19 protein-coding genes are annotated in these 18,754 nt (G+C 67.2%); 7 read left to right on the top strand and 12 right to left on the bottom strand.

Annotation, left to right across the window (positions count from 1 at the left end; translation table 11 throughout):
* Window positions 1-9: 9 nt before the first annotated feature.
* The 8 genes from DIE11_RS23550 to DIE11_RS23515 all read right to left on the bottom strand — a co-directional run bounded on the left by DIE11_RS23550 (window position 10) and on the right by DIE11_RS23515 (window position 6,173).
* Window positions 10-309 carry a hypothetical protein gene (locus DIE11_RS23550; RefSeq protein WP_059599670.1) on the bottom strand — a complete coding sequence of 100 codons (300 nt, stop codon included), beginning with the start codon at window positions 307-309 and terminating at the stop codon, window positions 10-12.
* A 20-nt stretch (window positions 310-329) separates the two neighbouring features.
* The gene (locus tag DIE11_RS23545; protein WP_124627432.1) at window positions 330-2,291 is read right to left on the bottom strand and encodes a type II and III secretion system protein family protein; all 1,962 of its coding nucleotides are present in this window, start codon (window positions 2,289-2,291) and stop codon (window positions 330-332) included.
* Between the two features lie 115 nt (window positions 2,292-2,406).
* On the bottom strand, window positions 2,407-3,252 hold the full coding sequence (gene cpaB / locus DIE11_RS23540; RefSeq protein ID WP_124627430.1) for a Flp pilus assembly protein CpaB: 846 nt from the start codon (window positions 3,250-3,252) through the stop codon (window positions 2,407-2,409).
* A 35-nt stretch (window positions 3,253-3,287) separates the two neighbouring features.
* A complete protein-coding gene (locus DIE11_RS23535; protein WP_124627428.1) occupies window positions 3,288-4,688 on the bottom strand; it encodes an ATP-binding protein in 1,401 nt (466 codons plus the stop codon).
* Window positions 4,689-4,720: 32 nt separating this feature from the next.
* Window positions 4,721-5,260, bottom strand: a complete 540-nt coding sequence (locus DIE11_RS23530; protein ID WP_124627426.1) for a prepilin peptidase — start codon at window positions 5,258-5,260, stop codon at window positions 4,721-4,723.
* 31 nt (window positions 5,261-5,291) lie between these two features.
* Complete coding sequence (locus DIE11_RS23525) at window positions 5,292-5,498, bottom strand: Flp family type IVb pilin (protein WP_059599675.1); 207 nt, start codon at window positions 5,496-5,498, stop codon at window positions 5,292-5,294.
* Window positions 5,499-5,665: 167 nt separating this feature from the next.
* On the bottom strand, window positions 5,666-5,848 hold the full coding sequence (locus DIE11_RS23520) for a Flp family type IVb pilin (protein ID WP_059599676.1): 183 nt from the start codon (window positions 5,846-5,848) through the stop codon (window positions 5,666-5,668).
* 97 nt (window positions 5,849-5,945) lie between these two features.
* Complete coding sequence (locus DIE11_RS23515; protein ID WP_124627423.1) at window positions 5,946-6,173, bottom strand: hypothetical protein; 228 nt, start codon at window positions 6,171-6,173, stop codon at window positions 5,946-5,948.
* Window positions 6,174-6,884: 711 nt separating this feature from the next.
* On the opposite strand from DIE11_RS23515, the gene DIE11_RS23510 reads away from it, so the two are divergent.
* The 5 genes from DIE11_RS23510 (at window position 6,885) to DIE11_RS23490 (ending at window position 12,377) form a co-directional block, all read left to right on the top strand.
* Window positions 6,885-8,123 carry a glycosyltransferase family 87 protein gene (locus DIE11_RS23510; protein WP_124627571.1) on the top strand — a complete coding sequence of 413 codons (1,239 nt, stop codon included), beginning with the start codon at window positions 6,885-6,887 and terminating at the stop codon, window positions 8,121-8,123.
* Window positions 8,120-9,499, top strand: a complete 1,380-nt coding sequence (locus DIE11_RS23505; protein WP_124627421.1) for a glycosyltransferase family 87 protein — start codon at window positions 8,120-8,122, stop codon at window positions 9,497-9,499. The genes DIE11_RS23510 and DIE11_RS23505 overlap by 4 nt, the downstream gene beginning before the upstream one ends.
* Window positions 9,500-9,526: 27 nt before the next feature.
* Window positions 9,527-10,570: a glycosyltransferase family 2 protein gene (locus DIE11_RS23500; RefSeq protein ID WP_059599679.1), complete on the top strand. Its 1,044-nt coding sequence runs from the start codon at window positions 9,527-9,529 to the stop codon at window positions 10,568-10,570.
* A gap of 15 nt (window positions 10,571-10,585) precedes the next feature.
* The gene (locus tag DIE11_RS23495; RefSeq protein WP_124627419.1) at window positions 10,586-10,969 is read left to right on the top strand and encodes a GtrA family protein; all 384 of its coding nucleotides are present in this window, start codon (window positions 10,586-10,588) and stop codon (window positions 10,967-10,969) included.
* A 325-nt stretch (window positions 10,970-11,294) separates the two neighbouring features.
* Entirely contained in the window at window positions 11,295-12,377 is a 1,083-nt protein-coding gene (locus DIE11_RS23490) for a PHB depolymerase family esterase (RefSeq protein ID WP_124627569.1), read from the top strand.
* Between the two features lie 18 nt (window positions 12,378-12,395).
* Here DIE11_RS23490 and DIE11_RS23485 read toward each other — a convergent pair whose 3' ends face one another.
* Both DIE11_RS23485 and DIE11_RS23480 read right to left on the bottom strand, forming a co-directional pair.
* Entirely contained in the window at window positions 12,396-14,168 is a 1,773-nt protein-coding gene (locus DIE11_RS23485) for a histidine kinase (RefSeq protein WP_124627417.1), read from the bottom strand.
* Window positions 14,169-14,246: 78 nt separating this feature from the next.
* A complete protein-coding gene (locus DIE11_RS23480) occupies window positions 14,247-15,653 on the bottom strand; it encodes an HD domain-containing phosphohydrolase (RefSeq protein WP_124627415.1) in 1,407 nt (468 codons plus the stop codon).
* A gap of 229 nt (window positions 15,654-15,882) precedes the next feature.
* On the opposite strand from DIE11_RS23480, the gene DIE11_RS23475 reads away from it, so the two are divergent.
* Together DIE11_RS23475 and DIE11_RS23470 are read left to right on the top strand one after the other, a co-directional pair.
* Complete coding sequence (locus DIE11_RS23475; RefSeq protein ID WP_124627413.1) at window positions 15,883-16,176, top strand: antibiotic biosynthesis monooxygenase; 294 nt, start codon at window positions 15,883-15,885, stop codon at window positions 16,174-16,176.
* A 102-nt stretch (window positions 16,177-16,278) separates the two neighbouring features.
* The gene (locus DIE11_RS23470) at window positions 16,279-17,013 is read left to right on the top strand and encodes an ABC transporter substrate-binding protein (RefSeq protein ID WP_124627411.1); all 735 of its coding nucleotides are present in this window, start codon (window positions 16,279-16,281) and stop codon (window positions 17,011-17,013) included.
* A 38-nt stretch (window positions 17,014-17,051) separates the two neighbouring features.
* Here DIE11_RS23470 and DIE11_RS37040 read toward each other — a convergent pair whose 3' ends face one another.
* Both DIE11_RS37040 and DIE11_RS23465 read right to left on the bottom strand, forming a co-directional pair.
* Entirely contained in the window at window positions 17,052-17,183 is a 132-nt protein-coding gene (locus DIE11_RS37040; protein ID WP_260437164.1) for a hypothetical protein, read from the bottom strand.
* Window positions 17,183-18,652, bottom strand: a complete 1,470-nt coding sequence (locus DIE11_RS23465; RefSeq protein WP_124627409.1) for a hypothetical protein — start codon at window positions 18,650-18,652, stop codon at window positions 17,183-17,185. The genes DIE11_RS37040 and DIE11_RS23465 overlap by 1 nt, the downstream gene beginning before the upstream one ends.
* Window positions 18,653-18,754 lie beyond the last annotated feature (102 nt).

Raw genomic sequence — 18,754 nt, 5'->3', positions numbered from 1 at the left:
GTGCCTGTGTTATTGGCCCGACGACTTGCCGATCCCGATCACGAATGCATTGGCTTTCGGCTCGGGCTGCCTGAACGACTTGTCGTAGTTGTCGAGCGCGGCCGCGGCGGCGCTGCCGTCGACCCCCGGGCGCGAGGCCGCGTGTTCGGCGGCATGCGGATCGATGATCTGGGCTTGCGTGACGGCGCGGACCGAGTCGCCGAAGCGACTGTCCCACACCGGCGTCGACGACATGCAGCCGGCAAGCGCGAACGCGAGCGGGACGGCGAGCGCCGCACGGCGCACGAATACGAGGTAGGCGGATTTCATGAGCTTCCCCTTGGATGGCTTCAACGATCGGTGGACGCGGGTTCCGCATTCGCCCGCGCGATCTGCGCGTGGGCGGCGGCCGGCAGACTGTTCTTCGAACGCGGCGCGGGTTTGGCCGGCGTATCGGAGCCAGCCGCCGCGAGACGCGCGGCAGCGGCTTCGATGCGCGCGATCCGTGCCGCGCTGGCCGCATCGGCCTGCGGTTGCGGTTTCGGCTGCGACTGCGCGGCATGCGCCGGCTCGGCGTTCACCGCTCCTGCCGCGGCGGCCGCTGCAGCCGCCGGCTTCTCAGGCTGCGCCGGCACAGGTGCCGGTGCATCGGCGGGCTGTGGCGCACGCGGAGCGGGCAGCGCGGCGGCCGGTGCGGCCGGTGCAGCCGATTGCGGCGCGGGAGCAGGTGCCGGCGTCTGCGGTGCATCCATCGCGCCGCTCGCCGGTTGCGCGCCCGCCTTGCGGACACCCTTGCGCCCTTCCATGTTGCCGGTCGCATACACGTCGGCTTCGTTGGGCTTCGAGAAGCTGTCGGTCGGCAGCGGCAGGTCGGCGGTCTGCAGCGGCCTCACCAGGTGCGGCGTGATCACGAAGATCAGCTCGGTGCGGTCCTGCTGGAACGACGTGCTGCGGAACAGCGCGCCGAGCACCGGCACCTCGCCGACGCCGGGAATCGCCTTCAGCGCGCCGCTCGCGTTGTCCTTGATCAAACCGCCGATCGCGAACGATTCGCCGTCGCCCATCTGGACCGTCGTCGACGCGCGCCGTGTCGTGATCAGCGGCAGGATCGAGGTGCCGCCGATGTTGGTCGCGCTCAGCGTGACGCCCGTCTGCGACAGCTCCGACACTTCCGGCGCAACCTTCAGGCTGATCCGGCCGTTCCCGAGCACCGTCGGCGTGAACTTCAGCGCGACACCGAACTCCTCTTCCTGCAGCGTGATCGACGACGTGCCCGTCCCGCTGCTCTGCGGCACCGGGATGAAGATCTTGCCGCCGGCAAGGAATGTCGCCTCCTGGCCGCTGATCGTCACGAGGTTCGGCTCCGCGAGGATCTTGACGAGGTTGTCGGTGTTCTGCGCATCGGCCGCGATGCTGAACGGCTTGTTGTTCGCCTTGTTGAAGATCCCGGCGCTCGCGACACCCGCGAGCAGGTTGCTGACGAGCGCGCCGCTCCACGAGCCGAATCCGCCCTGGATGTTGAATGCGCTGCCCATCTGGTTGATCAGCGTCTTCGACACTTCGGCGACCTTCACCTCGAGCATCACCTGCTGCGGCGACGTGACGGCCAGCATGTTCAGCACGCCGGCGCCCTTGCCGCCGCCGTCACCGGCGCTGTCGCCGTACGCATGAGCAATCTGCACCGCCTGCTGCGCGGCCAGCGAGTTCGACACCGTGCCGGCCAGCACGATCGTGCCGGCGGCGGTCGATACGTGAATGTCGCGCTCGTTCGGCATCAGCTGCATCAGCGACGCCTGCAGGCCGCCGGCGTCCGCGCCGACCGCCACGTCGATCACGCGGCATGCACCGCTGCGACCCTGCACGATCATGTTGGTCGTGCCGACCGACAGCCCGAGGATGTACAGCGTCTGCGGCGACACCATCGTCGCCTGCGCGACGGCCGGGTTGCCGATGGTCCGGTTGCGGACCGGCTCCGGCATCGGCACCAGCAGCGACTTGCCGAGCGGCACGCTGACGCTGGTCGACTCGCGCACCGCGCCCACGCAATTCGGTCCGCGCAGCGGGCCCGACGATGCGGCAGCCGCGGCGGCAGGCGCCGGCGCCATGCTGATCGTCATCTGCATCGGCCCCTTGGCGACGGCAGCCGGCGCGCTCGCGCCGCCCTTCATCAGCGCAGCCGATTCCGCGCCTTCCTGGGCCAGCGCGCTGTACACCGTCAGCCACCCCGTACACAGGATCGCGGCCATCATCGTGCCCCGTGCGATACGCGTGCGCACCGGGCCGGTACCTGAATATTGCGGATTGATCTTCATTTCGTCTGATCCCCCGAGTGACCGGCGAGCGGCCGGTTGTCGACTTCCAAGGCCGCCGTGCCCTGACGGCGGCCGATCTGGTTAATCTGTTTATCTGGATGTGTGTTCTACGGTTTCAAAAGCATTCGACGCTGCCCCGTACCCCGGTCAGCACGCCTACACAATCGTGCCGTGCGTCCGGTGCCGCGTGCGACGCAACGTGCACGCGCACGGTCCGTACGCGTTCGTGTACCGGTGCGGGCGTCGCGTCGGGTACCGGAGCCTTGCCGAGCAGCGTCAGCTTGGTCGCGCCATCGGTCGTCAGCGTCTTCTGGTCGACCTGGTTGCGCAGCACGAGCGACAGCGTGCCGACGCTGCGCGCGAGGTCGAGGCGTTCGGCCTGATCGGGCGTGACTTCGAGCGTCACCGCGTTGACGACCTTCGGTGCGGTGTCGTCGCGGCTGACCTGCTGCGCGACGGCCAGCACCAGGATGTGCTCGAGCACGATCTTGGAGATGCTCTGCCCGTCGGTCTTGCCCTGCTGTTCCTGCGTGTTGACGATCACGTCGACGTAGTTTCCCGGCAGCGCGAAGCCCGCGACGCCCACCACGTCGTTCACCCGCACGGTGATCGCACGGCTGCCGTCGGCGATCACGGCGGACAGCCCGCCCTTCGTGCCGACCGGCGCGAGTTTCGACTCGATCACCGGTTCGCCGCGTGCGAGGCTCGTGCGCACGACGCGCCCTTCGAGTTCCTTCGTGTCGGTGAACGCGCCGGTCGGCACGCTGCCCGACGGCCAGCTCACCATGCGGATCTGGTTCGGCCCGAGCGGCTCGCCCAGGTTCAGGTCGGTGGTCGCCACCGCGACCGACGTGACCGAGCTGCTGGATGTATTCATCAACCAGCGGGACGCGAACACGACCGCGGCAAGGCCCGCGACCATCGCGATGATCAGCATCATGAGCGCTCGACTGTTTTTCATGGCAATGCTCCTCAACGAATCGTGAAAGAAACGGCTCAACCGGTTATGTACGTGTGACCGCCGTGCTCGGCAGGCGGCAGATATCCGCCGTCGCGCTCGGGCGCGGTGCCGAAATAACTGGCCCATGCGTCATGCAGCGCGTCGTGCGTCACCTCGAGCGGATCGCCGCGATACCGCGCGCCGGCGGCGACGAGGCGCAGCAGATCCATCGGGAAGCATGCGAGATACGCCTTGCCGGTCGGCAGGTGCAGCCGGTGCAGCAGATAGTCGAAGGCGTCCTGACTCGACACCAGTCCGAGCGACTCGCATGCGGCGTCGAACACCGCGCGGTAGTGGTCGATCGACAGCGCGCCGACGTGAAGCTTGGAACCGAGCCGGCGCAGGAATGCGTCGTCGGCGAACTGTTCCGGCGCCAGGTTGCTCGAGAACACCGGCCAGACGTCGAACGGCAGCACGAATCGATTGCCGGATTCGAGCGTCAGGAAATCCACGCCTCGATCGAGCGGACGCAGCCAGCGGTTGAGCAGGTCGCGCGGCTCGACACGCTGGCGGCCGAGATCGTCGATGATGTACATGCCCATGTTCGCCTTCATGTGTGGCGGCGCCTGGTAGAAGCCCGCCGCGTCATCGCGGCGCAGGTCGAGTTCGTCAAGCGTCAACTCGCCGCCGGACATCACGACCGGCCGCTCGCACAGGCGCCAGCGACGATCGACCGACTGACCCTCCGTTTGCAACGGCGCGTCGACATGCACGAGCGGATCGTGGATCTGGATGACTTCCCCGGCCGCATAGATCGCATACGGCACCGGTACGTGGCCGCCCATCAACGCGCCGAGCCGCTCGGCGAGGAAGGTCTTGCCGCTGCCGGCGGGGCCGTAGATCAGCAGCGGACGGCCGGAGTTCAGCGCGGCGGCCGCCGAGTCGAGTACCGACGTGTCCATCACGATGCCTTCGAATACGGCCCACACGTCGTTCTGAGCCACGTGCAGCTTGCGCACCGAATGGGTGGACACGCAGTCGAGATACGCGTCGAGCGTCACCGGCGCGGGCCCGCTGTACGTGCTGCGCGCACACTCCTCGAGTGCGGCCACGCGGCCCGCGTCGGTCAGGCGGAACGTCACGTCGAGATCCGTCTTGCCGCGATGGGTGAGTTCGACCAGATGCTCGCGCACCAGGAACGCGAAGACGTCGTCGAGCACCGCGAGCGGCAGGCAGTGGCGCTCGATGAGGTCGCCGTAGGACGGACGGCCGAGCACCAGCGTCGACTTCAGCACGAGCCCTGCGACGAACGCCTGGCTCAGTCCGGTTTCCTCGAGCGAGCGCGGCGCGGCAGGCAACTGCGTGCCCGGCTTCGCATGCGCCTCCCGCAACGGCGACGGATGCGGCAGGTGTGCAACCTGCGCGTCGCGCTTCGGTTCGGTGGGGATCGTGTTCATGTGCGTTTCATCCTCGTTGCGGGTTCGTCGCGCTAGACGCACGAAGCGAACAGCATGCCCAGCGTGCCGGCGGCAATTGCCACGCCATACGGCAACGCGCCGACCGACGCAACTTCGATGGGGCCGTCGGTTGCCCCTGCATACGCGCGGATCGAGCGATGCGCGATCAGCGCCCGGACGTTCGCGCACATCTGGCGCATGCGCCCGCGCAGCAGCACAAGGCCGATCGCGCCGATCCCGCCGGCCAGAAACGTGGCTAGCACGATGTAGAACGCCATCTGTGCGCCGACCCATGCGCCGATCGCCAGCATCAGCTTCACGTCGCCTGCAGCCATTCCGCGCATCAGATAGAACGGCAGCAGCATGCCGAAGCCGGTCGCCGCGCCGGCAAGCCACGCGAGTGCGCCCGCCTGGACCCCGTGCAGCGCGCACTGGGCGATCAGCGCACCGGCCAGCCCGATCGCGACGAGCCGGTTCGGGATGCGTCGGCTCGTGATGTCCGTGCTGGCCGCGACGACGACGAGCAGCGTCACGCACAACGGGACCGGGTGAGGCAGTGCGGCAGGCAACATGGCGAACCTCGATTGGCTGTAATAGTCGGAATCACTGACCCAGTGCGGTATTGACCGCCGCGGTCACGATTGCCGCGATCATGTTGTACGCGTCTTGAACCGAACCCTTCAGGGTAACCACGCTTCCCAGCACGATGGTGGCGAACACTGCCGCGATCAGCGCGTACTCGATCGACGTCACCCCCTGCTCGTCGCCGATCCATCGCGATACCGCTACCGCACGTCCGCTGGTCCGCATGACAGCCTCCGATTCGGTTGATCGAGAGAGCGGGGAGACTCGCGCAGTGCACCGGCCGAGTCATCCGCCGTTCGCTCCGTTCGACATCTGTTGGTTGAGTGTCCGGCCCTGCACGAGTGACGGGATGGCGACGAACGGGCCGGACCCGCCGTTCGCCGCCCCGCCATTCAGATCGCTGCGTTGAGATCGTCTGCAATCGTGTTGAAGACGGTCTTGAGGTCGTTTCCGACCAACGTCAGCGCTGCAACGAGGCCGACTGCGATAAGTGCGGCAATCAGGCCGTATTCGATGGCCGTCACGCCTTGTTCGTCTTGAACGAAACCGCGGATCTTCGTGATGAACGTGGACATGGCTACTCTCCTTTCGCACTACTATAAAAACCCGTTGTCGGGGATCGACGCGGGGAGCGGGTACTGCCGGAACAACTCAAGGATTCGGATGCTGCGCTCAGCGACGCACACGGCAGGGTACGAGCCTGGCCGGGCGAACGATTGTCGGTGAGCTGATGCGTGCGATATGCATGCGCGCTGCGATCTGGCGAATGGCGCGATCGAGCAGAACGGCGAAATAACCGTCCCGGGCATGAATACGGATTGAACGGATGACGCTGACGCGTCGATTCCACTGCGGGTCTTCTTCGCGGCATGCGAGCCGCGGCGTGCTCTGGTCTTTCATTTTTATTCCCCAAATGCTGTCATGTGATTCTTTTTGCGCGGACGATGCCGTCGCCTATTCGCCCGGTCGACGTTTCCGGCGGTTTCCAAGGCCTGGGCGGCGTATTCCCCGACGCGCCCTCGATCCGTTGCTTTCCGCAGGTGATTGAGTCCGGTCTTGTCAGCCTGTTGCTTCAACCGGTCGTTCATCACGTCGTCGACTGTCGTGCGGACCTTGACGCAAAGAGCAGGCCAGCCGGAGGGAAAACGAGGCGCAGCAAGGGTTCCGTCGATTCATCCGTCGATCGGGTTTCGGCGCGCTGCACAAAATGTTTCAGATTTGATATACGCGTGCCGGCCGGCGCCGCGTGCCGGCAGGGCGCCGTCGTGCTGTGCAAGGGCCCCAAAAAATTTTCTCGGGATTTTCCCGAATCCGGGTCGCCCGTCGCCCGACGCGCATTCCGCACACCGCGGGACCGGTGAAAAACACGGAATGTTTCAAGCGAGAAACATCATTTGCGCCGGTACGGATTTCTCAGACGTGAAAAGCCGCTTTTCAGCCATGTCGCCGTCGAATCGCCATTTCGCGATTCAGCCCGCGGTTTGCGTCACACGATTTTTTCTCCAACAATGCACTCACCGGACAGCGCCATCGAGCGCGATTCGATCCGGACACACGACAACACAAAATGGCTGCGCAAGACCAGGCAGCCTTCACTGCAAACGGGGCATCATGTACACAGCCAATCGTGGAGTGCGCTATCGCGCCAAACGCTGTGCTCAATGGCTGACAGCTGACCGGATCGTTCCGTACAGCTGCGTCATGCTGCTGCTTTGCGTGGCCTTTCTGATCACCTGGGGCGTCGTTACGGACACCTTCACGTCACAGACGACTGCCCGACCGGGCGTCGACTTCTCCGTCTTCTGGACCGCGTCGCAGCTCGTGCTGCAAGGCCATGCCGCAGCGACCTATGATCCGGTCTTCTTCTCCCATGCCGAGGTAGCGCGGTTCGGTTCCTATATCGGTCACCAATCGCTGCCCTGGCTCTATCCGCCGACGATGCTGCTGTTCATCGCGCCGGTTGCCCTCGTGCCTTTCCTGCCCGCGTATTTCCTCTTTTTTGCGGGCAGCCTTTTATGCTATGCGTACGCCGTCCTGCGACTGTCGGGCCTGCGCGCGCACCTGCCCGTTCCGCGCGCCGCCGCGCTCGCCGTGCTCGCCTATTCGGGCGTGTTCGCGTGCGTCCTGTACGGGCAGAACAGCATCCTGACCGCCGGCATCGCCGCACTCGCGCTGCATTTCCTCGGCCGACGCCCGGTCGTCGCCGGCATGCTGATCGGGTTGCTCGCCATCAAGCCGCAGATGGCGCTGGTGTTTCCGTTCGTGCTGATCGCGACGCGCTCGTGGCGAACCTTCATGTCGGCAGCGATCACGACCACGCTGTTCACGGTGGCCGGCATTGCGCTGACCGGCACGGGCTCGCTGAACGGCCTGGCCCATGCGATGTCGATCGTGCGCGGCATGCATTTCACCCTGCCGGCCTACTGGTTCGTTTCCCCGACGCCGTTCGCGGCGCTCCGCCTCGCGGGTGCATCGATTCCGGTCTCGCTTGCCGCACAAGCCGCCGTGGGGCTGCTCGCAATCGCCGCCGCCGTTCAAGTCTGGCGTCGCACGAACGACATGCGGCTGCGCGGCGCGGCGCTGGCGGTCGCCACACTGTTGTCGACACCCTATCTGTGGCATTACGAGCTGGCCTGGCTCGGCATCGCGGTCTTCTGCCTGATCGCCCACGGTCTCGACGAAGGCTGGCTGCCGGGAGATCAGATCGTGATCGTGCTCGCGTGGCTGCTGCCGATATTCGAGGTGTTCAACCGGATCACGAGGCTGCCGCAGATCGGCCCGGTCGTGCTGCTCGCCGTCCTGTTCGTCGTCGTGCGTCGCTCGACCCTCGCGTCGCGGAATGCGCAATGAAATCGCCGCTCTCCCTTCTGCATGTCGATTCGGCCATCGACGCCCATCCGGAACTGCCGATCGCCGGCCCGCGCCGGTTCCCGCATTGGCTCAATCGTGATCGGGTGCGCCTCTATGCGGCAGCGGTACTGTTCACCGAGTTGCTGTTCATCTGCATCTACCTCGCACGCGTGCATGGGTCGCATACGTCCGTGCCCGAACCGCTCGCGCAGGATCTCGCGCCGATCTGGAGCGCCGCACGGCTCGCCGCGCTCGGGCACGCGGTGGACGCATGGCAGTTCTCCTCGCTCTTCGCGATCGAGAAACTCGCGATCCCGATGATGAACGCCGCGGACGGTTCGCTGCCGTGGCTTTATCCGCCGACCATGCTGCTGTTGGTGCTGCCGCTCGGCTGGATGCCTTACCTGCTCGCGCTGGTGCTGTGGCTCGGTGTTACCTACACGCTGTTCGCGGTGACGATCCGCGCCACCGTGCAGCGCGATGCCGCGCTGCTCTGCGCGCTCGCGTTCCCCGGCGCGTTCCTCACGGTGATCGTCGGGCAGACGAGCCTGCTGACCGCGACGCTCGCCGGCGTCGGACTGTTGACGCTGAATCGCCGCCCCGTTATCGCCGGCATCTGCTTCGGTTTGCTGACGATGAAACCGCAGATGGCGGTCCTGTTCCCGCTCGCGCTGCTTTGCGCCGGACAATGGCGCGCACTGGCCGCATGGGCCGCGACGATCGCCGTCGGCGTCGTACTGACGACGCTTGCGTTCGGGATCGAGTCGTGGATCGCATTCGTGCACGGCATCAACGACGCGTATCAGACGGTCGACGCGGGCCACGTCAAGCTCGCGCGCATGCCGACCGTGTTCGCGCTCGCCACCCTCGCCGGCTGGCCCGCCTATGTCGCGCGCGGCCTGCAGCTGCTGTCGGCCTCGGCCGCCGCGATCGCCGTCGTGTACGCGTGGCGTGGCGCGTGTTCGTACGCGCTGCGCGCCGCCACGCTCGCCTGCGCATGCCTGATCGTCAGCCCGTACCTGTACGACTACGACCTGACCTGGTACGGGCTCGTGATCGCGTGGTACGCGCGCTATGCGTGGACGCACGGCTGGCGACGCTTCGATCGCGAATGGCTGATGCTGATGTGGGCGACGCCGCTCGCCGGCCTCGCGATCGTCACGCATCTGTCGTTCCAGTTCATGCCGCTCGTCACGCTGGCGTCGCTGGCGCTGCTCGTCAGCCGGATTGCACAAGAAAGACACGACGTCCCGTCGATGCCCGACGCACACGACAACTCGACCGAGACCGGGTTCCCGCATCCGGTCCGCTCACACCACCGCCCGGCGCACGGACTGCGCCGCGCCGGCCGCCCCACCTTCGGTGCCGGCCGCTGATACGCACGTCTTACAGGGGAACTCATCATGCGCGAACCACTCTACACACCGCTCGTCTCGCTGGTCGTACCGTTCTACAACGAAGGCGAGGCCGTCGAACGCTTCTTCGACGTCGTGATTCCGCTGATGGCCGGTCTCGATGCGATCCGCTTCGAGATCGTCTGCGTAAACGACGGTAGCCGCGACGACACGCTCGAGCGCCTGATCCGGGTCAGCATGACCGACCGCCGCGTGCGCGTCATCGATCTCACCCGCAACTTCGGCAAGGAAGCGGCGCTGACGGCCGGCCTCGACGAGGCGGGCGGCGACGCGGTGATTCCGCTCGACGCCGACCTGCAGGATCCACCGAGCCTGATTCCGGTGATGCTCGAGCACTGGCGCAACGGTGTGGAAGTCGTCGCCGCGAAGCGCAGCAATCGCGCATGCGATTCGTTCTCGAAGCGCACCGCCGCCGCGATCTACTACCGCGTGCACAACCTGCTGTCGGACGTGAAGCTGCCGGAGAACGTCGGCGACTTCCGGCTGATGGACCGCAAGGTCGTGAACGCGCTGCGCAGCCTGCCCGAGCGTCATCGCTTCATGAAGGGGCTGTTCGCATGGGTCGGGTACCAGACCGTGATCATCGAGTATCAGCGCGAAGCGCGCAGCGCCGGGCACTCGAAGTTCTCCGGCTGGAAGCTGTGGAACTTCGCGCTCGAGGGAATCACAAGCTTCAGCACCGTGCCGCTGCGCAGCTGGACCTACATCGGCCTCGGTATCGCCGCGCTCGCATTCCTGTACGGCGCGTTCATCGTGGGCCGCACGCTGCTGTTCGGCAACCCGGTGCTCGGCTATCCGTCGCTGCTGTCGGTGACGCTGTTCATCGGCGGGATCGAACTCGTCGGCATCGGCGTGGTCGGCGAGTACATCGGACGCATCTACGACGAGTCGAAGCAACGCCCCGTCTATCTGATTCGCCGTCGCTACCAGACGCACGCCAAGGTGATCGAACTGCCGGTCGCGCGCGATGCGCGGCGCCCGAACGCACGCCGCCGCGCGCAGCCGGCCCGCGTGCGGGTGGGTGAGCGCTGAAGCGCGGAGGTAGCGATGTTCGAGCTGCTTTACGCCGAGCGCGTGCGGCTGGCGCGCTTCGGCCTGTCCGGGCTCGGCTCGACCGCGCTGCACGTGCTGATCGCATCCGCGATGTACGCGCTGTTCGATGCCACTCAGGTAATCGCCAACGCCGTCGCGTTCGTCTGCGCGACGGCGTTCTCGTATCTCGCGAACACGCTGTGGAGCTTCTCGTCGACCGTGCGTTCGCGCAACCTGCTGCGCTATCTGACCGCCGCGCTGGCCGGCTTCGCCGAAACGATGCTGCTCGCCCGCACCGCCGAACTGCTCGACGTGCCTCGCGGCTGGGCCATCGTCGCGATCGCACTGCTGATCCCGCCGACCATGTTCGTGATGCACCGGTTGTGGACGTATCGGTGAAGCGTCGGCATCCGCTCGCACGCAACCGACATCCGTCGGCAGTGGGGTCAAAGCATTCACCGATTGGTCACGGAACCATCGCACCCGAGGCGAGCGACGCCTGTTAGCATGGTGCGTGGCCGGCCAGAATCGGGACGCTGCCGGATTGATGTCGCGCGGCGTGGTGTTCTGTCGGTCAGTCGCTCCCCGTATCGGCCGTGCCGAGGCACGCCGACGCGGACGCTTCCCGCGGCACGCATCGTGCGCTGCCGCCCGCATTCGCCGTCCATCCAGCGGCCGGGCTCGCCGCATGCTGTCGCGCGAGCTGCCGGCACGAGATCCGTCCATGCCCAGGAAAAAATCCAGCCTCTGGCTGCGGCCGTTCGATCTGCTTTCCGCAGCGGCGACTACGCGCCCCAAAAGGAAGACGGCCAAACCGGCGCCGTCCACCCAGCGCGCGGCCACCGCCCGAACCACGCGTCGCGTGCGCGCGCCGGCGCCGCCCGCACGGACATCGCCACATCAGGCACCCGGAACGTGGCTGCGCTCGTTTCATTCCGCGCGCCCGGCCGCCGGCCGCCTCGTCAACCATCTCGCCTACGCGCTGTACCTGCCCGCCGCTTCGGCGGCGAGTGACGGCATGCCCGTCGTCGTGATGCTGCACGGCTGCAAGCAGTCGGCCGAGTCGTTTGCCGCGGGCACGCGCATCTGCCGCATCGCCGAGCGCGCCGGGTTTGCCGTGCTGTTTCCCGAACAGGCGAAGACAGCCCATTCGCATCGCTGCTGGAACTGGCATGGCGATGCGTCGCAGTCGGAGGCCCCGGCGATCGCGTCACTGATCGACGCGATCGTGCGGGCGCGCGGGTTCGACCCCGACCGGATCTACCTGGCCGGCATGTCGGCCGGCGCGGGACTGGCGGCACGGCTGGCGATCGAGTCTCCCGATCTGTTCGCGGCCGTCGGCCTGCACTCCGGTCCGGCCATCGCGCCGCCGTTGTCGACGATGGCCGCAATGAGCCTCATGCGCCGCGGCCTGCGCGACGATCCGATAAGCGTCGTCGACGCCTGCGTCGACGTGGGAGCTTATCCCGGCATGCCCGCGCTCGTCGTGCATGGTGGACTCGATACGGTCGTCGCCGAGCAAAACGCACGGCAGCTCGGCGTCGCGTTCGCGCGGATCAATCGGCTCGTCGACGAACAGGGCGAACTGCGTGTCGGCGAGCAACATACCTACGCGCATGACGATGCCGATTACACCGACTATCTGCGCGGCGGCCGGCTGATCGTCCGGGTCTGCATCGTCCGCCGCCTGGCGCACGCGTGGAGCGGCGGCGATCCGCGCGAAGCGTTCCACTCCGCGACGGGGCCGGACGCGACCGCGATGTTCTGGAATTTCTTTCGCAGGCGACGGCGCAAGCGGGTGCGGTGACGACGCGTCGCCTGTCGCTTATGCCCGTTGCTCGACTGCCGCCGCCGCGTCCGCGCTGCCTTCGGCGCGCCGGATCGGCAGTCGAACGCAGAACGTCGTGCCGCGCCCCGGCTCGCTCGTCACGTCGATCGCCCCGCGATGGCGCTCGACGATGCCGTGCGACACCGACAGCCCCAGCCCCGTGCCCTGCCCGACCGGCTTCGTCGTGAAGAACGGATCGAAGATCCGCCGAACGACGTCGGGCGTCATGCCGGTGCCGGTATCGCTGATCGCGATCGACACCTGTTCGCCGTCGCTCGACGTGCGGATCGTGATCACGCCGCGCGACGGAATCGCATGTGCCGCGTTGACGAGCAGGTTCATGAATACCTGGTTCAACTGCGACGGAAGACATTCGACCTGCGGCACGTCACCGTACTCCCGGACGATGTCGGCCTTGTACTTGAGTTCGTTGTGTACGACATTGAGCGTGCTCTCGAGGCCCGCGTGGATATCCACCACGCTCCACTCGCCGCTGCCCGGCCGCGAGAAATCGCGCAGGTCCTGCACGATGCGCCGCACCCGCACCGCGCCGTCGATCGATTCGTCGATCAGCGTCACGATCTCGTCGCGCACGTAGTCCAGATCGGCCTCGCCGCGCATCGCCGTCAGCGCATCGCGCGTCGCCGGTTCCAGCTGCGTGAGTGCGGCGTCATGCGCGGCGATCACGTCGAGCAGGCTTCGCACCCACGTCCTGAGCGTATTGAGGTTCGCGCTGATGAAGCCGATCGGATTGTTGATCTCGTGCGCGACGCCGGCCGCGAGCTGGCCGATCGACGCGAGTTTTTCCGATTGCAGCAACTGCACGTGGGTTTCCTCGAGCGCCCGCAGCAGGCGCCGCTGTTCGTCCTTCTCCTGTTCGAGCCGACTCTGCGCCGCCCGGCGCTCGTCGATTTCGGTCGCCATGTTCTCGCGCGTGCGTTGCAGCATCGTCGTCGTCTGCTCGTAGCGCCGCAACGCCGTTTCGAGTTCCGCGGTCCGCAATCGCACCAGCCGTTCGAGCGTGTCCGTCATGCCGCGCAGAAAGGTCGTGCGCGCATCGAAGCGGCAGACGAGCAGCGTGACGATCAGCGTCGCCATCGTGAACAGTGCGATGGTGGTCGCGAGCCACGGTGCATCGATGCCGTTGGCGGCCCCGCAGCGCGCATCCGGCGCGAAATGCGCGGCCGCCATCGCGGTGTAGTGCATGCCCGTGATGGCGATGCCCATGATCAGCGCGGCGCCGATGCGTTGCGCGGTCGCATGGCGCGCTTGTTGCGCGCGCAACGTCTGCGCCATCCAGAGCGCGACGGTCGATGCGATCACCGCGACGCCGATCGACGCAGCGAACAGCGCGGGATCGTAGCGGATGCCGGGCGCCATGCGCATCGCGGCCATGCCCGTGTAATGCATGCCGACGATTCCGGCGCCCATCAGCATGCCGCCCGCCAGCAGGCGCCGGCGGCTCAACCGCGCGCGCGTGACGACGTTCAGCGCGAAATACGACACGAGCACCGCGATCGCCAGCGACGCGCCGGTATCCGGCAGCGCATAGCCGAGCGGGATCGGCAGCGACAGCGCCAGCATGCCGACGAAATGCATCGACCAGATTCCGGTGCCCATCGCGGCCGCGCCGCCGGCCAGCCACGCGCGCTTGAGCGTCGGGTTGTCGAGCAGCGAAATGAACGCGGCCAGGTCGAGCGCCGTATAGGAGGCCAGCGTCGCGATGACGAGCGACAGCAGGACAAGCAGCAGGTTGTAGGTGCCATGCATGATCGAGCGCCCCAGTCGAAATGAACGCGTTGCGGTGACGCGCGACCGCTCGCGCGCCACGGCCCGGCCGGCGCAGCGTCAGGCAGGCGACGTGCCAGCCGGCGCCTGCGTCGACGCGGCGGCGCCGGTCATCACGAGAATGTCGAACGTCGTGCCTTCGCGTGCCTCGAAACGGCGAACGAGCTCGATCTGGTGCGCCGACATCACGCTGCCCTTCGTCATCAACAGCACCCCGCGATGCGTGCGCAGATCGTCCGCGAGCTGCATCCCCTCGCGCAGTTGTTCGGACCGGATCTCAGCGACGGACACCGCGATGCGCAGGCTTGCCGGATCCCGCATCAGTTCAATGAAGCGCGCGACGAGCAGCGGGTCGTAACGCACGCCGGCCTGAGAGTGCAGCACGTCGATCGCCTGCTCGACCGAATGCGGCGAACCGATCTCGCCGTTGCGCAACCCTTCGAAATCGCGCGCGATCGCGACGATCCGCGAGCCGAGCGGAATCGCGTCGCCCGCGAGCCCGTCCGGCGTGCCGCGTCCATTGAATCGCTCGTACTGGTGCAGCACGATCGACGCGACCTTGTGCAATTGCGCAACCGGCGTGAGCACCATCTGCGCACGCAGCGGGTGCTGCTGGAACAGGCTGTGTTCGTCCGTCGTCATCTTCACGAGCGGCTTGTGCAACAGCTCGTCGGGCAGCGACAGCTTGCCGATGCCGTGCAGCAGTCCCGCGAAATACACGTCCTGCGCGTGCAGGCTGCTCATCCCCGCCGACAGCGCGAGACGGCGCGCGATCTCGCCGACGCGCATCGCATGCCCGCTCGCCGACCCGCAGCGCATCTCGATCATGCTCGCGCAGACCTGCACCATCGCGGTGAAACTGCTTTTCAGGTCGTGCTGCGCCGCTTCGAGAAACATCACGGTTTGCCCGAGCTCCTCGGTGCGCGCGCGAACCTGTGTTTCGAGTTCCGTATTGAAGCGGCGCAGCGTTTCGTTCTGCGCTTCGGTCAGCGCGGCCAGCCGCGCGGCCTCGCCCCGAAGGCGCCGCTGTTCGAGCGCCTGCTCGATGGTCATCAGCAGGTCATGATCGTCCCACGGCTTGTTCAGGTAGCGATACACGCCGCCTTCGTTGACGGCCTCCACGATCGACGCGATGTCGGAATAGCCGGTCAGCAGGATGCGCATCGTGTCCGGGTAAAGCGCGCGAGCGCGGGCGAGAAACGCCGCGCCGCTCAGGTTCGGCATGCGCATGTCCGACACGATCAGGTCGACTTCGGTCGACGCCAGGATGTCGAGCGCGGCCTCTCCGCTTTCGGCGGTCAGGATGGTGTAGCGCGCGGGCCGCAACACGCGCTTGAGCGCGGACAGCACGCTCGGCTCGTCGTCGACCAGCAGGATCGACGGGGCGGCCGCGGGGATGTCGGATGCGGCCTCGGCGATCGTTTCGGGTGGTGCATCATTCGTTCCGTTTATCGCGGATGTCGTCATGGCTGTCCTCGGATTGTTTATCTTCACTACCTCTGTGACATCGGCTCGTGCCGCGTATTCCACATTAGGGAAAACGCTGACGCGCATGAGCCGATCAGCGGCACCCATTCCCCGGTCGGCCGCGCGCGAGCCGGTCATCCGGAACACGTGATGCGGACTTCCGGTATCGTTGCGGGACGCGTCGATCATGGCGCGCCCTGTCGCATCATTCACCCCGCATGGAGCATTCATGATTCTGGAAATGGCATCGCTCGAAATCGATCCGTCGCTGGCCGAGCAATTCGAAGCGGCGGTTCGCCAGGCACTCCCGCTGTTCGCCCGCGCGCACGGCTGCGGCGGCGCCGAGCTGCACCGCGTGATCGAGCGCAGCGGCGGCTACCTGCTCGTCGTCAAATGGGACACCGTCGACGATCACATGGTGCATTTCCGGCAATCGGACGACTTCCAGGCGTGGCGTCAGCTGGCCGGGCCGTTCTTCAAGAGCCCGCCGCAAGTCGTACATACGGAAGTCGCGGTGAAGTAGTCGAGACGAAGCAACGAGCCAACCGATCCGTCACGGATGATGCTGCCTCGGCGCGCTGACCGTTCGTCGTTCCCGCACATCCGATTCCTTACGAGCCCTTTCATGACCGTCGACCCTTCCGTCCTCTCCGCATTCACTCCGACCGGCAAGCTGCGCGCGTCGATCAATCTCGGCAATCCGATCCTCGCGAACCGCGACCCGGCCACGGGCGAGCCGTTCGGCGTATCGATCGACCTCGCGCGTGCGTTTGCCGAGCGGCTGTCGGCCGAGCTAGAACTCGTCGTGTTCGACGCTGCCGGCAAGTCGGTGCAGGCGCTGACCGAAGAACGCGCCGATTTCGGCTTCTTCGCGGTCGATCCGCTGCGCGGCGAAACGGTCGCGTTCACCGCACCGTACGTGCTGATCGAAGGCTTCTATCTGGTGCGCGACGATTCGCCGATCCGCGGCAACGCGGACGTCGACCAGCCGCACAACCGCGTGGCCGTCGGCAAGGGCAGCGCGTACGACCTGTTCCTCACGCGCGAACTGAAAGCCGCGCAGATCGTGCGCGCGCCGACATCGCAGGCCGTGGTGTCGACGTTCGTCGAGCAGCAGCTCGAAGTCGCGGCAGGCGTGAAGCAGCAGCTCGAGGCCGACGCGGCGAAGACGACGGGCCTGCGCCTGCTCGACGAGCGCTTCATGGTGATCCGCCAGGCGATGGGCGTGCCGAAGAGCCGCGGCGAAGCGGCCGCCGTGTTGCTCGGCACGTTCGTCGAGGAGATGAAGGCGTCGGGCTTCGTCGCGGATTCGCTGCGGCGGCATGGAATCGTCGGTGCGTCGGTCGCACCGCGTGCCTGATCGACGCCACGTGAAGTCATCCTGACGATGCCGGCGCGTCAGATCGGCGCTGCCAGTCGCCCCCAGCGCCACTTCGTGCTCGACACGTCGCTCGCGGGGCTGAACGTCGTCATCGACGGGATCCGGCGCGGCACGGTGTGTCGCCAGCGGCCGCCAGCGTGCACGTTCATCACGCTGCGCGGTGTCCCGCCGCCGTTGTGCCGGCAGGCGATCGAGGTGAGGCCATCGTGGGCGGCGCGGGCGACGAGGACGCTGCGGCGCCCGACCCGGCCGGCGGCGTCGGCGCGGGAGCGGTAGCAGGAGCAGAAGCCGAATTCGGCGACGAGGCTGAAGAGGCCGACGAGCCCGGCTGGCTCGCGTGCGCGCCTCCTGCCGAACCCGACGCCGCGGAACCCGAAGCCGCAGGACCGACGGGCGGCGGCGCGCGCAGCCCGCCGTCCAGCGAGGTCCGGCGCGCGGCCATGTCGGCCTGTTCGGCGCTGCGCTGGGCGGTGCGATCGGCGGACAGACGCGCCGCTTCGGCATCCGGATTGATCGTGTTGACACGGATGCGTTCGATGTCGCCCACGCCCGCCAGCCGGTTCAACGGTACGTAGTCGGTACGAAACACCAGTTCGACGCCGCTGCTCAGGTTGACGTCGGCGTGCGAACTCTCGGTCGTCTGGGTTCGGTCGGTCGACACGTAGCCGATCGTGCTCTGCACATTGGCCTCCGCGCCCCACGGCCCGAAGCGGGCGCCCCCGCTCACCCCCACCGTGTTGCGCGTGTCGAATTGCGAGCCACGGTCGTTGGCGGCGGCGCTGCTCGCGTCGATATGAAAATTCATCGCGGCGTTGAGCCGTCCGCTCTCGATGACGATACGCTGCAACCCCATCTGCACCATCGTCGCGAGCAACTGCTGGCGGTTGCGGGCCAGCACCTGCTGGGCAAGCGGCACCAGGCGCTCGGGATCGGAGGCCGGAACCGCATCGCCCGGCCCCAATCCCAGCGCACTGCGCAGCGCGGCTTCGGCGGGCGGGGTCGCGCCCGGGCGCAACGCCAGCCGCGTCGCGGCATCGCGCTCGGCCTGCAGTTCCTGCTGGCGCTGGCGGCGCTCGTCCGGCGGCAGGCCTGCCAGTTCGTCGGCATCGTCCGCGGCTTCGTCGTCGCCGGTGACCTCGTAGGCGGTGGGGAAATGCTCGGCCAGCCACTGCCGCGCGCCGGCGATGCCGACGTTGCTGTCCGCGAAGCCTTCGGTGGTCTGCGCGACATTGCGGATCAGGTCGACGAACGCGGTCAGCTGCTGCTGGTTCGAATCGTTCATCGCCTTGAAGACGCCCGTGATCAGCTCGGTCACGAAGCGCGGGAACGACACCGCGTTGAGCACTGCCCGGGTCGTGCCGGCCATCCGGTCGATGGCGGTGCCCGAATACTCCGCGCCCGCGTTCTGCGCAACGGCCAGTGCCGTGCGGGGGCGCGCCGCGAGTTCGTGGTGGTCGAGCGCGAACGAGCCGATCCGTGCCAGTCCGGACGCAAGATCGCGGCGCATGGCCGGATCGAGCGCGCCGAAGCCCTGCTGCGCGGACAGCAGTTCGCGGACATGGTGTCGAACGTCGGGCCGCGGCACCGGCGAACGCGCAAGATGTGCGCTTGCCGCCATCTCAACTGCTCCGCCGCGTGGCATGCGGCCGGGATGGCGGCGGCGCGTCCGCCGCCGTCGGTACCCGGATTGCGCCGCCCGTAGCGCGACGGCCTGAGCAGC

Source organism: Burkholderia sp. Bp9012, assembly GCF_003853825.1.
Lineage (GTDB): Bacteria > Pseudomonadota > Gammaproteobacteria > Burkholderiales > Burkholderiaceae > Burkholderia > Burkholderia diffusa.
The sequence above is the reverse complement of the archived record's forward strand: the minus strand, read 5'-3'. Positions and strand labels throughout refer to the sequence as shown.

Excerpts from the sequence above, each read along its gene's own strand:
- DIE11_RS23550 (WP_059599670.1), bottom strand. The coding sequence starts at position 309 with ATGAAATCCGCCTACCTCGTATTCGTGCGCCGTGCGGCGCTCGCCGTC.
- DIE11_RS23545 (WP_124627432.1), bottom strand. The coding sequence starts at position 2,291 with ATGAAGATCAATCCGCAATATTCAGGTACCGGCCCGGTGCGCACGCGT.
- cpaB (WP_124627430.1), bottom strand. The coding sequence starts at position 3,252 with ATGAAAAACAGTCGAGCGCTCATGATGCTGATCATCGCGATGGTCGCG.
- DIE11_RS23535 (WP_124627428.1), bottom strand. The coding sequence starts at position 4,688 with ATGAACACGATCCCCACCGAACCGAAGCGCGACGCGCAGGTTGCACAC.
- DIE11_RS23530 (WP_124627426.1), bottom strand. The coding sequence starts at position 5,260 with ATGTTGCCTGCCGCACTGCCTCACCCGGTCCCGTTGTGCGTGACGCTG.
- DIE11_RS23525 (WP_059599675.1), bottom strand. The coding sequence starts at position 5,498 with ATGCGGACCAGCGGACGTGCGGTAGCGGTATCGCGATGGATCGGCGAC.
- DIE11_RS23520 (WP_059599676.1), bottom strand. The coding sequence starts at position 5,848 with ATGTCCACGTTCATCACGAAGATCCGCGGTTTCGTTCAAGACGAACAA.
- DIE11_RS23515 (WP_124627423.1), bottom strand. The coding sequence starts at position 6,173 with ATGAAAGACCAGAGCACGCCGCGGCTCGCATGCCGCGAAGAAGACCCG.
- DIE11_RS23510 (WP_124627571.1), top strand. The coding sequence starts at position 6,885 with ATGTACACAGCCAATCGTGGAGTGCGCTATCGCGCCAAACGCTGTGCT.
- DIE11_RS23505 (WP_124627421.1), top strand. The coding sequence starts at position 8,120 with ATGAAATCGCCGCTCTCCCTTCTGCATGTCGATTCGGCCATCGACGCC.
- DIE11_RS23500 (WP_059599679.1), top strand. The coding sequence starts at position 9,527 with ATGCGCGAACCACTCTACACACCGCTCGTCTCGCTGGTCGTACCGTTC.
- DIE11_RS23495 (WP_124627419.1), top strand. The coding sequence starts at position 10,586 with ATGTTCGAGCTGCTTTACGCCGAGCGCGTGCGGCTGGCGCGCTTCGGC.
- DIE11_RS23490 (WP_124627569.1), top strand. The coding sequence starts at position 11,295 with ATGCCCAGGAAAAAATCCAGCCTCTGGCTGCGGCCGTTCGATCTGCTT.
- DIE11_RS23485 (WP_124627417.1), bottom strand. The coding sequence starts at position 14,168 with ATGCATGGCACCTACAACCTGCTGCTTGTCCTGCTGTCGCTCGTCATC.
- DIE11_RS23480 (WP_124627415.1), bottom strand. The coding sequence starts at position 15,653 with ATGACGACATCCGCGATAAACGGAACGAATGATGCACCACCCGAAACG.
- DIE11_RS23475 (WP_124627413.1), top strand. The coding sequence starts at position 15,883 with ATGATTCTGGAAATGGCATCGCTCGAAATCGATCCGTCGCTGGCCGAG.
- DIE11_RS23470 (WP_124627411.1), top strand. The coding sequence starts at position 16,279 with ATGACCGTCGACCCTTCCGTCCTCTCCGCATTCACTCCGACCGGCAAG.
- DIE11_RS37040 (WP_260437164.1), bottom strand. The coding sequence starts at position 17,183 with ATGAACGTGCACGCTGGCGGCCGCTGGCGACACACCGTGCCGCGCCGG.
- DIE11_RS23465 (WP_124627409.1), bottom strand. The coding sequence starts at position 18,652 with ATGGCGGCAAGCGCACATCTTGCGCGTTCGCCGGTGCCGCGGCCCGAC.